The organism is Arthrobacter sp. NPDC080086 (genome assembly GCF_040702285.1).
The window spans coordinates 24,747-38,224 of the sequence record NZ_JBFBKP010000042.1 but is presented as its reverse complement, the minus strand read 5'-3'; the positions used below and the strand labels follow the sequence as shown (position 1 = coordinate 38,224).

The window sequence follows — 13,478 nt, the reverse complement described above, 5'->3', positions numbered from 1 at the left end:
CGCCCAGTGCGCCCTCGGATGTGGCGCCGACTGTGATCGGAGCCGTGACCGGCGCGGTGACCTGGGTGCCGGAGAGGATTCCGTCCGCCCCGGTGGTGGACGCGGACCCGGACGGCGTGGATCCGGTGGGTGCGGCCGGTGCGGTCCCGGTGGTGGTTCCGCCGGTGGTGGCGGTGGAGTCGCCCAGTGCTCCCACCGAGGTGGCGCCGAGGTTGATTGGTGCGCTGATGGGCGCGGTGACCTGGGTGCCGGAGAGGATTCCGTCCGCCCCGGTGGTTGTCGGACCCGCGGAGGCGGATCCGGCGGGTGCGGTCCCGGTGGTGGGTCCGCCGGTGGTGGCGGTGGAGTTGCCCAGTGCGCCCACGGAGGTGGCTCCGAGGTTGATCGGGACCGTGACCGGTGCGGTGACCTGGGTGCCGGAGAGGATCCCGCCTGCGCCCGTGGTGGAGGTGGATCCGGCCGGCGCCGCAGGCGCGGTACCGGTGCTGGTCCCGCCGGTAGTGGCGGTGGAGTCGCCCAGCAGTCCCAGGGACGTCGCCCCGAGATTGACCGGAATCGAAATCGGCGCGGTGACCTGGGTGCCGGAAAGGAGTCCGTCCGAGCCGGTGGTGGTCGTGTCGGCCGCTGAGGCCGCCGTGCTTCCGAGGGCCAGCATGCCGCCGGCGAAGAGTGTGCCGAGCAGGCCTCGGCGAAGGTTTTGATGCATGACAAAGTCTCCTGAAAAGAGTGGTTGAGCGGCCGCTGGGGCCGTGGATGCCGTGGCCGCGCCTGGGCGCGGCAGGGCTCAACTAGTCAGGAGACGACCCCGGGTCAAAGGACACCGGGGAGGGCGGCGCGAGCAGGTCCCCCTGCGCCGGAATGTTGAGGGCGCCCGCGAGGTGCAGGCGGAAGCTGGAGAGCCAGGCAGGGTTGGCGTTACCGCCGGAGGGTGCGCCGGATCCTGAGCCGCTGCCGGGAACCCCCGGTGCGGGGTCCGGGGCGCCCGGCGCCCACTCATCGGCCGGATCATCGGCGAGGGACATCATTGGGGTTTCAGCGTGGTTCGGCGCCGCAGGCTGCGTGCAGGGTATCGCGGAGACCGTCGCCGCGACGGCGTCCCCGGCTGCGGCCGAAGCGGCAGGGGCAGGCTCTATGTCCGCAGAGGGGCTCTGGGTGCTGCCCGAAACGGCTTCGGCCGGAGGGTCGAGGGTTGCCGCCACGGCAGCCCCGCCGGGCAGTTCCGATGGGAGGGCCGGCAGTTCCGACGGGACGGCGGGCAGCGCCGGAGGCGTGACGACGGCGGCAACCGGCCCGGTCACGGCGCCGAGGACCGGCCCCACGCCGTCGACGACGGACGCGACGGCAGAGTCGGCGGAGACCACGACGGCGGACACGGCACTGTCCGTAAGGCCCAGGACAGGGTCTGTGACCGGAGTCAGCGGCGGGAGCATGAGGGCCGAACCGACCACCGGAACGTCGGCCACCGGGACTGTTGCCACCAGGGCATCCGCCCGGGACGTCACCCCACCGGCCAGGGGCTGCAGCTTCGGCACCACAGAGAGGAGCCCCGGTGCGGGAGCGTCACCGTTGGGCCGGGAAGCCAGCGGGAGTTCGACGGCCACATCGGGAGCGGCGATCGCCGTTACGGTGGACAGGACCTGCCCGGCGAGCGGCCCTCGGTCGGTGGGGGAGTCGGCAGAGGCTGCCGTGGCCGAGATGGCAAGCCACGAGGTCGCGGCGGCAGCCGCGAGGAGCACGGGCCGGACCACGCGCCACAAGGGCCGTGAACTTTCCATCTCAATACACCTCCCCCACGGAGCAGCGATATGCAAGTGAACCCAGCATACGGATGATGAAGGAGTAATTTCCAGAGATTTCTGTAGAAAGTCTGGCAAATGGATTAAAGGCAGTGAGCACTCCTCTTCCGCCCGGCGAGGCACCTTCGTCCAGTCAGGGCGGGGCGGTGAAATGACGCTCGCGCCGAATGCTGGCCGAGGCACCCCGGGAAGCCGTCGCGGACCAGGCATGAACAAAACCGGGAGGCGTCCCCCAAGGACGCCTCCCGGTTTACTGCAGTGGTGCGCTGGTTAGCCCTTGAACGCGTCCTTGACGTTTTCGCCGGCCTTCTTCACCGAGGCCTTCGCCTGGTCGGCCTGGCCCTCGGCCTCGAGCTCTTCGTTGTGGGTGGCCTTGCCCACCGTTTCCTTCAGCTTTCCGCCTGCGGATTCAGCTGGGTTCTGGATCTTGTCTCCGATACCCATGATGTACACCTTCCTTGTTCGTTGCTGCGGTTACGTACTTCTGTGCATTCACCCCGGCGGGGGATTTCTGTGTGCAGACCTACTTAGCGGCCTGTGCGGCCCGACGTGCGGCCTAGCGGCGCGCAGGGGGCTGTGTGCCCCCGCGGCGGCCCAGCCGTCCCCTGAGCCAGCCGGCCAGCGCCGTGACAACTGCTGCAATGATCTTGTTGCGCATGGTTCTCTCTTCCGTGGTCGGGAGAGCGCCGGAGTGAATCGCTCTACATAGGTAAAGACGCGCCCCGGCGGCGGATCGTCACGGTCCGGTCCTGACTTTTCTGGAGAAAATTTGCCGTGACCTTGACGGGGCCGATCAGTAGGATGAGCGCATGGCTCAGAATCCCAGGTCCGTGGTCCTTCCCGTGGTCGCCGCCGCCGTCTTTGCGGGCCTCGGCCGGATGGTCCTGCAGAAGGTCCTGGCCGACCGAGCCGCCCGCGAGACGAATGTTGCCGGGCCGCTGGATGAGAAGACCAGGGCCTGGATCAGCGAGGTTGTGCGGACGCCCCGCCAGTAGCGGATCGGACCACCCCAAGACCCTCCGCGGAGGGCACAAAGAGACTGCCAATACCGAAATCCGGACGGTCGCAGACCGCCCGGATTCCGCGCGCCCCAACCGCGACAAGAGTTGTCGAATCGTTTGACGAAAGTTAATTCGTTACCTGTGGTCTATGTCATATCCGGCTCTCAGTCTGTACTGTGTGAAACGGCTGGTATCCGCCGGGCCGCATGTGACAAGAGTTGCTCCAGCGCCCGTTCCAGACCACAGTCCCCGGCCTCCGCGCCGGGACCGTTCCTTCTGAAAGGTTCAAAACACTCGTGAAATCACCAGGAAAGAGCTTCCTTCGAAGCGGGGGACTCCGGAGGGCCGCGGCACTGACCCTGGGCTTGCCGGTTCTCCTTTCAACCGTTGCCATCGCGCCCGCCACCGCGGCCACGGCACAAGGCGCCACCGTCGCCGGCGTCGCCCAGAAGAATCTGGACCCGGCCAACTACCCGGACGGCCGCTACATCGTCATGCTGGCCGAGCAGCCGGCGGCCAGCTACGAGGGTTCCACTCCCGGCCTGCCAGCCACCAAGCCCGCGCCGGGCAAGAAGCTTGACCCCAGCAAGGGCGAAGTCAAGAACTACCGCGCGCACCTGGAGCAGAAGCAGGCCGAGGTCGCCGGCAAGCAGAACGTCAAGATGGGCCGTCAGTTCTCTGCTGCGGTCAACGGCTTCAGCGCCAAGCTGACCACGGACCAGGCGATCAAGCTCGCCAAGGACCCCAGCGTCCTGGCGGTGGCTCCGGACACGGAGAACGCCCCGGACTACTCCACCACCGACTTCCTCAAGCTCAGTGGTCCCAACGGCACCTGGAACACCACCTTCGGTGGCCAGGACGGCGCCGGCAAGGGCGTCGTCGTCGGCGTCATCGACACCGGGTACACCCCGGACAGCGCCTTCTTCGCCGGCGACCCGGTCAAGCCGCTCTCCGGCGCCCCCGTGGTCGGCGTCCCGTACCGCGCGGCGGATGGCAAGATTGCCATGCTCAAGGCCGACGGCGAGACGTTCACCAGCGACTGCCAGAAGGGCGTCGACTCCGGTGCATCCTTCGACGGCACCGCCTGCAACTCCAAGGTCCTTGGCGCGCACTACTTCGCGGACGACTTCCTTAGCTACGTGGCCCCGGGTGACCGGTCGCCGCTGGAGCAGCTCTCCCCGGTTGACGTGGCCAGCCACGGTACCCACACCGCCAGCACCGCGGCCGGCAACGCAAACGTCGAATCCTTCGTGGACGGCCGCAGCTTCGGCCTGACCAGCGGCATCGCCCCGGCGGCCAAGCTCTCCATCTACAAGGTCTGCTGGGAAGACACCGATCCCAACACCGGCGGCTGCTACAGCTCCTCCTCCGTCGCCGCCGTCGAGCAGGCCATCGAGGACGGCGTCGACGTCCTGAACTACTCCATCTCCGGTTCCGCGACGTCCGTCATCGACCCGGTCTCCATCGCGTTCCTGAACGCGTCGGCCAGCGGCATCTTCGTCGCCGCCTCCGCCGGCAACTCCGGCCCCACCGCCAGCACCGTCAACCACGGCGCCCCCTGGGTGACCACCGTGGCGGCCAGCAGCTTCTCCCAGGAACTGCAGGGCACGGTTGAATTCGGTGACGGCAGCAAGTTCCGCGGAGCCAGCATCATGAACCGCGAGGTCAAGGATGCCGGCGTCGTGCTGGCAGCCAACGCCGCAGCGGCCAACGCACCCTCCTCGCCCGCCCTCTGCGGCCCCAACACGCTGGACGGGACCAAGGTCGCCGGCAAGGTCGTCGTCTGTGACCGCGGCGTCGTGGACCGCGTCGCCAAGAGCGCCGAGGTTGCCCGAGCCGGCGGCGTCGGCATGATCCTGGTCAACCTCACCAACTCCTCCCTGGACGCGGACCAGCACGCGGTGCCCACGGTGCACGTGAACCCGCCCGCCACCCAGACCATCAAGGACAAGGTCGCGGCCAACCCGGGCATCAAGGTGTCCCTGGTCAACAAGGACACCACCGGCCTGCCCCTGGAGGCGCAGCCGCAGATCGCCGGGTTCTCCTCCCGCGGACCGCTGCTGGCCACCGATTCGGACCTGCTGAAGCCGGACGTCACCGCCCCCGGCGTTGCAGTCCTGGCAGGCGTCTCGCCGATCGGTGAAAACGGTGCCAAGTTCGGCTTCATGTCCGGTACCTCGATGGCTTCCCCGCACGTGGCCGGCTTCGGCGCGTTGCTGCTGGGCAAGAACCCCACCTGGTCCCCGGCCGCGGTGAAGTCCGCCATGATGACCACCACCTCCGACGTCAAGCTCGCCGACGGCACCAAGAACACCGACGTCTTCGCCACCGGCGCGGGCGAGGTGGACCCGGCCCGCATGGTCGACCCGGGCCTGGTGTACGACGCGAACACCCAGGACTACCTGAAGTTCATCCAGGGCACCGGCGTGGACCTGGGCCTGAAGTCCAGCACCAAGGCGCGTGACATGAACGTCCCGTCCTTCGCCCTGGGTAACCTCACCGGGAAGATCGAGGTCACCCGAACGGTGACCGCCTTGACTCCGGGTGTCTACAAGGCCAGCGTCAACGTCCCCGGCATCAAGGTCAGCGTGGCCCCGGCGGCGCTGAACTTCAAGGCCGCCGGCGAACAGCGCACCTTCAAGGTCACCTTCGAGAACCAGGGTGCCCCGCTGGGCCAGTTCGCCATGGGCTCGCTGTCCTGGCAGGGTGCGGGCAAGACCGTCACCTCGCCGATCTCGGTCCGCCCGCAGTCCGTGGTGGCTCCGAAGGACGTCACCCTGACCACCAACCAGGGCACCGGCTCCGGTGACATCAAGGTGGTCTCCGGCACGAACAACCCGACCAACATGACGCTGGACGGCCTCTCCAAGGCCGACGCCACCGCCGTCGAACTGGTCCCGGGTCCGTTCACCGCCACGGCCGACGCCTCGACCTATATCAAGACCGTCCAGGTTCCGGCCGGCGTGCCGCTGGCGAAGTTCTCCGTGATCTCCTCCGATCCCGCCGCCGACTTCGACATGTACGTGGTTACCCCGCGCGGCGTGGAGCAGGTCGCCACTTCGTCCTCGAGCGAGACCCTCTCCATCCCCAACCCCGCCGCCGGTAAGTACACGATCTACGCGAACCTGTACGCCAGCCCGGGAGGCAAGGCCACCAAGGCCTCGGTTGAGGCGGCGGTGCTCGGCGCCAACGTCGGCAACGCCTCCGTCTCGCCGAACCCGCTGAAGCTGACCAACGGCAAGGCCGGCAAGGTCACGCTGAATTGGAAGGACCTCGCAGCCGGTTCGTACATCGGCCGGATCACCTTCGAAGGTTCCAGCGACCCGACCTTCGTCACCGTCATGGTGAGCCCCGACGGCACCACCGCCGTGGCCCCCACCGCCGAGGACCAGGCCAGCAACACCGGCCCGGGCGACGAGGCGGGCACCGGTGACGCGGCCCAGCTGGAGAAGGGCGCCCAGGTCAAGAAGGAACAGGCCAAGGTGGTCCCGCAGGATCCGGACAGCCCGAACAACGCTATCTAGCGGTAGCGCGTAACACCTGAACACAGCAGTGGCCGGCGGTCTTACCGCCGGCCACTGCTGTGTTCTTCTGCTGTTTGTTCAGTGTGCCTTGGCGCCTTGGCGCCTTGGCGCGTTGGGGCCCAGGGCTCGGCGCCGGGCGCCCGTGCACCGGTCCGCCCCTGCGGCGCTTAGACCGCGCCGGTGGAACCGGCCGTCCCGCCCAGGAGCGGGGCCATGGACTTCCACCGGGAGATCTCGCAGCCGTCGGTCCGGCTGAAGCGGGCCTCGACGCCGCGGCCCCGGTACGTGCCGGTGACCACCGCGACCTGCGGGCCGCCGTACTGCTGGGTGCAGAGCTTCGGCGGCCCGGGCACGGGGAAAAAGATGGCCTCGCCGTGCTGCCGGACGGCTGCCAGCGCGGCGGCGGCGTCGGGGAGCGTGGATTCAGGGCCGGGCTCCTGGCCGTCCGCGACCAGCCGGAACACGTACTCCGGGCCGCCCGGCGCCTCGGTCAGCGTGATGGTGAGGTCCACCTCGGGATTCGTGGTCCGGTCGTGGGGTGAAGCTGCCGGCTCGCCGGCGCCATTGGTGGCGGTCATGGCGTTCCTTCCTGGGCTGCGGTGCGGGACTCCTGGCGGGCGGCGGCCGTGAGCAGCGGGTCGAGTTCCCGCAGCAGGCGGCCCCGCAACTCCTTGGCGGCGTCCGCGAAGCCGCGCTGCCGGTCCACATAGTCGGCCTTGCCCCCGGCGGTTTCGATCCTGATGGGCGGGTAGCCCCACTCGCTGAGGTCGTAGGGGGAGGCCTGCATGTCCATGGCCCGGATCTGCCAGGAGAGTTCGAAGCAGTCCATCACCAGTTCGCTCGGCAGCGCGGGCGCCAGCTTGTAGGCCCACTTGTAGAGGTCCATGTTGGCGTGCAGGCAGCCGGGCTGTTCGAGGTCCCGCTGGTTTTCCCGGCTCGGCGAGAGGCTGTTCAGCGGCACGGCATCCGGGGTGTAGAACCGGAAGGCGTCAAAATGCGAGCAGCGGATCCTGTTCTCCTCCACCACCTGGTCCGTGCCCGCGGAGCCCAGCCGCAGGGTGAGGTATTCGTGGCGGAGCGCAAACTTGTCCTGGCGGTAGACCATGGCCCATTCGTGCAGGCCGAAGCAGCCGAACTGTGCCGGCCGGGCCGCCGTGCCGGCCAGGATGATCCCGGCGAACTGCACCGCCTCGCGCCGTTCGGCCAGGAAGCGCTCGACGTCGACGGTCACCGCCGGGACGCCGTCGGGCACGCCCGCGGCGGCGCGTTCGGCGTCGTCGGCGGCGCGGTAGTACTTCCAGTCAGTGCGCGCGGTGGCGGCCGGGCCGGAGAGCACGACGCCGGCGCCCGGGTGCCAGCGCAGCAGCTGCCCGGGTTTCTGGGTGTAGTAGGTGAAGAGGAAATCCTCCACCGGGTGCTTGCGTCCGGCCGACCGCCGTGCCAGGTAGGGGTCGGCGTAGGTCCGGACGCGTTCCTGGTGGGCGGCCTCCCGCCGGGTCCACTGTTCGTCTGTCAGGTGTTGCAGTTTAGCCAGCCCCGCCGCTCGAGCCCAGGACGTCCTTGGCGGCGTTCCATTGGGCGATTTCGCAACCGTCGCGCAGGCTGAAGGTGGCTTCGACCGGCCGGTCGTCCACCGAGCCGGTGACAGTGGCCTCCTGCGGGCCGCCGTACTGCTGGGTGCAGGCCTTGTCCGTGGGCCGCGGCGCCGGGCTGAGCAGGGCGGCGTTGGCCTTCAGGGCGGCGCAGGCGGCAGCGGCGGAGGGGTGCTGGCTTTCCGCCGCGGGGACGCCGTCGCGGCAGACCAGGGTGTAGTTGGCCGGCTGGCCGATGCCGCCGGGCTTGACCATGATGGAGAGCTCGGCGTTGCCGGCGCCCGGGCCGGGCGTGGGTGCCGGGGCCGAGGGGGACGGTGCCGCCGCGGTGGTCTCGGCGTCCGCGGACGGGGTGCCGCTGGTACCGCTTGAGGGGGTGCCGGAACTGCCGGTGGAGTTGGAGCTGGAGCCGGCGGGGGACGAGCCTGTCGGGCCGGGGCCGCCGGAGCCGCCCGGCGAACAGGCGGCCAGGGCGGTGGCCGTGGCCGCGATCAGCAGCACGTGCATCAGGGGTTTGCGCATGGCGGACCTCCTCGGGTTGGTGTCCAGTCTATCGCCGGGTGGCCGCGATCAGCCGGGTCATAGCGGCATGGAGTTCGGCCACCTGGTCCCGGCTCAGTCCCAGCCGGGCCATCATGGTGCCGGGAATCGCCGTCGCGTCCCGGCGAAGCGCCGCGCCGGACGGGGTGAGCCCGACGGCGAGGCTGCGTTCGTTGCCTTCGGCCCGTTCCCTGGTCACGTAGCCCACGGCCTCGAGCCGGCGAAGCAGCGGGGAGACCGTGGCCGGGTCCAGGTCCAGGGCATCGCTGATCTCGCGGACGGTGCGCGGGCTGGATTCCCAGAGGGTCAACATCACCAGGTACTGCGGGTGGGTGAGGTGCAGCTTGTCCAGGACGGGTTTGTAGGCGGCCACCACATTGCGCGAGGCGACGGTGAGGGCGAAGCAGAGTTGGTGTTCCAGCAGCAGGTCTTCGTCGATGAAGTCGGGGCTGGCGGTGGCGCTGTCGGTCATGGAACTCCTCGGGGCACAAGACGATTAGTGCACTAATCATTAGCGTACACTGGTGGCATATCCGTTGCGAAGGAGTGGTGATGGCGAAGGAATCCGCCGCCGAGCGGTTCATGCGGGCAACCGGGAAGTTGCGGGCCGTGTTCGGTCCCGCCAGCCGCGGCTCTCTGGGTCACGACATGACCGAGCAGAACCGCCGGCTGCTGGCCCAGCGGGAGGCAGAGACCCGGCAGTGGGAGACCGTCCGCCGCTTCGACGGCAGCACCTACGTGGTGCCGCGGGACCCCGGGGACAAATCGCTCCGCTAGGCGGGAAGCCCCGGCTCATTTCCCGCCGTCGGGCGTAAAATTGAGGCACCGGCGGCCCCGGTCCGCTCGCTGGGAACGACGTCCCGGCCGACGCGTCGCCCTTCCGCTCATCCTGTCAGCAGGGGAGGAGGTGGAAACCATGGCACATGCACTGCGCAGGGCCGCCCACAGCGGCCGGCTGCACCCGTCCACCTGGGTGCGGTTCGTCTTCGGCCCGGCCTCACGCGGAGACTACGCCGCCCCGGTGGTGCACCGGCACGACGCCTTCGAACTCGCCTCCGAGCAGGATCTCGCGGGCTTCGAGATCGAGACGGATGCGGCGGGGCATCACTACGCCGTCCGCCGCGAAGACCTTCCCAAGGAACAGGTCTGACCCGCTGTTTAAACGCGAAAGGGAGCGGCAGGCTGCCGCTCCCTTTCGTATGTCCCGCGTGAAGTGCCTTAGCGTCCGGTGCCGCCGTAGACCGTCGCCTCGTCCTCGCTGTCGAGGTCGAAGGCCTTGTGGATGGCCCGCACGGCGTCATCGAGCAGGTCCGCGTGGGTGACCACGGAGATGCGGATCTCGGAGGTCGAGATCATGTTGATGTTGATTCCGGCCTCGGACAGGGCGGCGAAGAACCGCGCCGAGACGCCCGGGTGGGAGCGCATGCCCGCACCGATCAGCGAGAGCTTGCCGATCTTTTCGTTGTATTCGATGTTCTCGAAGCCGATCTCGGCCTGGGCGGCGCGCAGGGCGGCCAGGGCGTCGGCGCCTTCGACGATCGGCAGGGTGAAGGAGATGTCCGTCCGGCCGGTCCCGTGGGTGGAGACGTTCTGGACGATCATGTCGATGTTCGAGTGCGCATCCGCGATGACCTGGAAGATCGCCGCCGCCTTGCCGGGGATGTCAGGGACGCCGACTACGGTGACCTTGGCCTCGGAACGGTCGTGTGCAACGCCGGAGATGATTGGCTGCTCCAAGGCAACTCCCTCTTGAATCGTGATCTTGTCGTCGGCGCTGGGCAGCACCCAGGTGCCTTCGTGCTGGCTGAATGAGGAGCGGACGTGCAGCGGGACGCCGAAACGGCGGGCGTACTCCACGCACCGCAGGTGCAGGATCTTGGCCCCGGAAGCGGCGAGCTCCAGCATTTCCTCGCTGGAGATGCTGTCGATCTTGCGGGCGGAAGGGACCACGCGCGGGTCGGCGGTGTAGATGCCGTCAACGTCGGTGAAGATCTCGCAGACGTCGGCGTCGAGGGCGGCCGCCAGGGCCACCGCCGTCGTGTCCGAGCCGCCGCGGCCCAGGGTGGTGATCTCGTTCGTGGTGCGGCTCATGCCCTGGAAGCCGGCGACGATCGCGATGTGGCCCTTGTCCAGCGCGGTGCGGATCCGGTGCGGGTCGACGTCGATGATCCGGGCCTTGCCGTGAATGCCGTCCGTGATCATGCCGGCCTGGGAGCCGGTGAAGGACTGGGCCGATGCGCCGTATTTGTTGATCGCCATGGCCAGCAGCGCCATCGAGATGCGTTCGCCGGCGGAGAGCAGCATGTCCATTTCGCGGGCCGGGGCGGAGTCGGTCACCTGGGCGGCCAGGTCGAGGAGTTCGTCGGTGGTGTCACCCATGGCGGAGACGACGACGACGACCTCGTCGCCGGCGTTGTGCGCGTCCACGACGCGGCGGGCGACCCGCTTGATGCCCTCGGCATCGGCCACCGAGGAGCCGCCGAACTTCTTCACGACGAGGTGTTTGGTGGCGCCCGGGATCACCGGCAGCCCCTGCGGCTGCGGTCCGGGGTGGACTTCGGTAGTGGGCAGACTCATGCGCGCACCCTCACTGGATCATCGGGGTTCTGGGTGAAGCAGCCAAACGGCGCGACCGAGTGGTGCGACGGCGGCTTCAGCCCAAGTTTATCGCCGCGGCCGGTCCGGCGTTCAATTGTGACCGGCGGGCGGACCCGCCGCCGGTGGCCGGTCCAGCCGGTAGCGCCAGGAGGGGAGGCCCTTCCCGGCGCGGTCCTGGGCCGCCGTGAAGTAGTGGTCCGGGAAGAATCCCAGCGTCTCAAGCAGCCTGCGGGAGGGGAGGTTGGGTTCGTAGACGCCGGCCAGGACCGTGCCGATGCCCCGGTCTTCGAACAGCCAGCGCACCAGGGCACCCGCCGCCTCCCGCCCGTAGCCGTGGCCGTGATGGTCAGGGTGGATCAGGTAGCCGAGGGCGGCGGCGCCGGCCGGGATGGGTCCGGGGGCGGGCGGCGCCTCGGCGGTCCAGGTCCGGGCATCGCCGATCACCTCGCCGGTGGCGCGCAGGACCACGGCCCAGCAGAGATCGAACTGCTCCGGGGTGGAGGCCTCGGCCCGGGACAGCATGGTGCGCAACCGGGTGGAGTTCTCGGCGGGACCCAGCGGGGCGTGCGAGAGATACCGGGTGACCTCCGCGTTGCCGCGGAACCGCAGCAGGGCGGCCTCGTCCCCGGCCGTCAGGGGCCGGAGAGTCAGCCGTTCGGTGGGGATGGGGTCCGGGATCATTGTCCGGAACTCTACCGCCCTGCCTGCCGCCGGTCTGTTCCGGCCGGCGGCAGGGGTGCAATACTGGCCCGAAAGTCCGAACCGCACTGTGGGGGTTGCTATGAGCCAGAGGCCAGCGTTGAGATTGTCCGGCGTCGTCCTTGACGCCCCCGATGCCCGCGAGTTGGCGGACTTCTACCGCGGCCTCCTGGGCTGGGAGCTCGGTCAGGATGAGTCCGAATGGGTCACGCTGGTCTCCCCGGACGGCGGCGCGGGGCTCTCATTCCAGAGCGACGCCGGGTACGTGCCGCCGGTCTGGCCCGCCGGGCCCGGGGCGCAACAGATGATGATGCACCTGGACATTGCCGTCGCGGATCTGGCCGAAGCCTCCACCCACGCGCAACAGGCCGGCGCGACACTGGCCGACTTCCAGCCCTAGGACGACGTGCGGGTGCATCTTGACCCGGCCGGACATCCGTTCTGCCTGTTCCTCGACGCCTGAGCCGCGGCGGACACCGACGGTGCGGGCCTCACGGAAGGCGCTGAGGACGTGGGGTAGGAAACACCCGTACCTCGGTGCGTTGATCGGCCTGGTGGTGATAGCCATCGTGAGCACCTCCGCCTGGCTGGCCCTTTCCGGGCGGGAACCAGGACCCGTCATCTTTAGCGGCCTTTCAAATGTTGTCGTCTATTGGCTGATCACCGTGGTCTATCTGCGCGCGACGCGGAAGGAGCGAAAGGAACTCGCCGGGAAGGGACAACTGCGCGCCTTTCTTCGCTACCCGGATTCTCTGCCGGGTTCCCTGAGCGGGATCTGGAATCCCGGCATCGTCACCCCCACCGAGGGAGCGCTGCGGTTCCAACCCGCCGCCTACGAGACCCGTGAATCGTCCGGGCGCTCGACGAACTTCACGGTCGCGGACGTCTCGGAGCGCTGGACGATCACCGGCAAGGACCGGAAGTACCTGCCGGCGTCGGCCGGCTACGAAGCGGTCACCCTGGCCACCGAAAAGGGGAGGGTGGAGCTCGCGGCGAGTCCGGAGTCGCTGGACCTGTTGGCAGTGATCCGCCCACCCATCGGACAGGACAATCCCGGGCCGCGCGGACACTGACCCGGGTGAGCCCCTTTCCGGTCCTGCTTCGGGCTAGCTGAGGGCGTTGCGGCGGCCCTCGAAGGCGCGGCCCAGGGTGACCTCGTCGGCGTATTCGAGGTCGCCGCCCACGGGCAGGCCGGAGGCCAGACGGGTGACAGTGATGCCGATGGATTTCAGCATCCGCGCCAGATAGGTGGCCGTCGCCTCGCCCTCCAGGTTGGGGTCCGTGGCGATGATGATCTCCTGGATCGCGCCGTCGTTGAGCCGCGTCAGCAGCTCTCGGATCCGCAACTGTTCCGGGCCTACCCCGGCGATCGGATTGATGGCGCCGCCCAGCACGTGGTATCGGCCCCGGAAGGAACGGGTGCGTTCGACGGCGAGGACATCCTTGGACTCTTCCACGACGCAGATGACCGACGGATCACGCCTCGGGTCACGGCAGATGTTGCACATCTCCTGTTCCGTGACGTTGCCGCAGACCGTGCAGAACTTCACGCGTTCCTTCACCGTGGTGATCGCCTCGACCAGCCGTTTCATGTCCTGCGGGTCGGCCTCGAGGATGTGGAAGGCCAGGCGCTGGGCGGATTTCGGCCCGACGCCGGGTAGCCTGCCGAGCTCATCGATCAGCTCCTGGACTGCACCTTCGTACACAATTTCCTCGTTCGTTGGGGGT

Annotated in this window: 16 protein-coding genes; 6 read left to right on the top strand and 10 right to left on the bottom strand. The window is 68.8% G+C overall.

Annotation, left to right across the window (positions count from 1 at the left end; all coding sequences use genetic code 11):
* From AB0305_RS14565 to AB0305_RS14555, 3 genes are all read right to left on the bottom strand, one after another.
* Window positions 1-706: chaplin family protein (locus AB0305_RS14565; protein ID WP_366173253.1), on the bottom strand; the 706-nt coding region annotated here is incomplete at its 3' end.
* A gap of 82 nt (window positions 707-788) precedes the next feature.
* The gene (locus AB0305_RS14560) at window positions 789-1,775 is read right to left on the bottom strand and encodes a hypothetical protein (RefSeq protein ID WP_364136402.1); all 987 of its coding nucleotides are present in this window, start codon (window positions 1,773-1,775) and stop codon (window positions 789-791) included.
* 291 nt (window positions 1,776-2,066) lie between these two features.
* Complete coding sequence (locus AB0305_RS14555; protein ID WP_364136404.1) at window positions 2,067-2,240, bottom strand: CsbD family protein; 174 nt, start codon at window positions 2,238-2,240, stop codon at window positions 2,067-2,069.
* Between the two features lie 365 nt (window positions 2,241-2,605).
* On the opposite strand from AB0305_RS14555, the gene AB0305_RS14550 reads away from it, so the two are divergent.
* On the top strand, window positions 2,606-2,791 hold the full coding sequence (locus tag AB0305_RS14550; protein WP_290256742.1) for a hypothetical protein: 186 nt from the start codon (window positions 2,606-2,608) through the stop codon (window positions 2,789-2,791).
* Between the two features lie 371 nt (window positions 2,792-3,162).
* The gene (locus tag AB0305_RS14545; RefSeq protein ID WP_364136406.1) at window positions 3,163-6,321 is read left to right on the top strand and encodes a S8 family serine peptidase; all 3,159 of its coding nucleotides are present in this window, start codon (window positions 3,163-3,165) and stop codon (window positions 6,319-6,321) included.
* 167 nt (window positions 6,322-6,488) lie between these two features.
* Here the strand turns inward: AB0305_RS14545 and AB0305_RS14540 are convergent, their stop codons facing one another.
* Genes AB0305_RS14540 through AB0305_RS14525 form a run of 4 tightly spaced genes read right to left on the bottom strand, consistent with a single transcriptional unit; the run spans window position 6,489 to window position 8,925 of the window.
* Window positions 6,489-6,899 (bottom strand): serine protease inhibitor, encoded by a 411-nt coding sequence (locus tag AB0305_RS14540; RefSeq protein WP_364136408.1) that lies wholly within the window; start codon window positions 6,897-6,899, stop codon window positions 6,489-6,491.
* The gene (locus AB0305_RS14535) at window positions 6,896-7,855 is read right to left on the bottom strand and encodes a 3-methyladenine DNA glycosylase (RefSeq protein WP_364136687.1); all 960 of its coding nucleotides are present in this window, start codon (window positions 7,853-7,855) and stop codon (window positions 6,896-6,898) included. The genes AB0305_RS14540 and AB0305_RS14535 overlap by 4 nt, the downstream gene beginning before the upstream one ends.
* A complete protein-coding gene (locus AB0305_RS14530; protein WP_364136410.1) occupies window positions 7,848-8,435 on the bottom strand; it encodes an SSI family serine proteinase inhibitor in 588 nt (195 codons plus the stop codon). Before AB0305_RS14530 ends, AB0305_RS14535 begins: the two co-directional genes overlap by 8 nt.
* A 28-nt stretch (window positions 8,436-8,463) precedes the next feature.
* A complete protein-coding gene (locus AB0305_RS14525) occupies window positions 8,464-8,925 on the bottom strand; it encodes a MarR family transcriptional regulator (protein ID WP_364136412.1) in 462 nt (153 codons plus the stop codon).
* Between the two features lie 80 nt (window positions 8,926-9,005).
* On the opposite strand from AB0305_RS14525, the gene AB0305_RS14520 reads away from it, so the two are divergent.
* Window positions 9,006-9,230 (top strand): hypothetical protein, encoded by a 225-nt coding sequence (locus tag AB0305_RS14520; protein ID WP_364136414.1) that lies wholly within the window; start codon window positions 9,006-9,008, stop codon window positions 9,228-9,230.
* A gap of 139 nt (window positions 9,231-9,369) precedes the next feature.
* Window positions 9,370-9,603 (top strand): hypothetical protein, encoded by a 234-nt coding sequence (locus tag AB0305_RS14515; protein ID WP_364136416.1) that lies wholly within the window; start codon window positions 9,370-9,372, stop codon window positions 9,601-9,603.
* 68 nt (window positions 9,604-9,671) lie between these two features.
* On the opposite strand, the gene AB0305_RS14510 is transcribed toward AB0305_RS14515, so the two are convergent.
* Both AB0305_RS14510 and AB0305_RS14505 read right to left on the bottom strand, forming a co-directional pair.
* Complete coding sequence (locus tag AB0305_RS14510) at window positions 9,672-11,030, bottom strand: aspartate kinase (RefSeq protein ID WP_290256736.1); 1,359 nt, start codon at window positions 11,028-11,030, stop codon at window positions 9,672-9,674.
* Window positions 11,031-11,141: 111 nt separating this feature from the next.
* Window positions 11,142-11,732 carry a GNAT family N-acetyltransferase gene (locus AB0305_RS14505; RefSeq protein WP_364136418.1) on the bottom strand — a complete coding sequence of 197 codons (591 nt, stop codon included), beginning with the start codon at window positions 11,730-11,732 and terminating at the stop codon, window positions 11,142-11,144.
* A gap of 100 nt (window positions 11,733-11,832) precedes the next feature.
* Between AB0305_RS14505 and AB0305_RS14500 the strand changes: the two genes are divergently transcribed.
* Window positions 11,833-12,150, top strand: coding sequence for a VOC family protein (locus AB0305_RS14500; protein WP_364136420.1), 318 nt, complete (start codon window positions 11,833-11,835; stop codon window positions 12,148-12,150).
* Window positions 12,151-12,319: 169 nt separating this feature from the next.
* Window positions 12,320-12,823, top strand: a complete 504-nt coding sequence (locus tag AB0305_RS14495; protein ID WP_364136422.1) for a hypothetical protein — start codon at window positions 12,320-12,322, stop codon at window positions 12,821-12,823.
* Window positions 12,824-12,856: 33 nt separating this feature from the next.
* Here the strand turns inward: AB0305_RS14495 and recR are convergent, their stop codons facing one another.
* The gene (gene recR, locus AB0305_RS14490; RefSeq protein ID WP_364136424.1) at window positions 12,857-13,456 is read right to left on the bottom strand and encodes a recombination mediator RecR; all 600 of its coding nucleotides are present in this window, start codon (window positions 13,454-13,456) and stop codon (window positions 12,857-12,859) included.
* Window positions 13,457-13,478 lie beyond the last annotated feature (22 nt).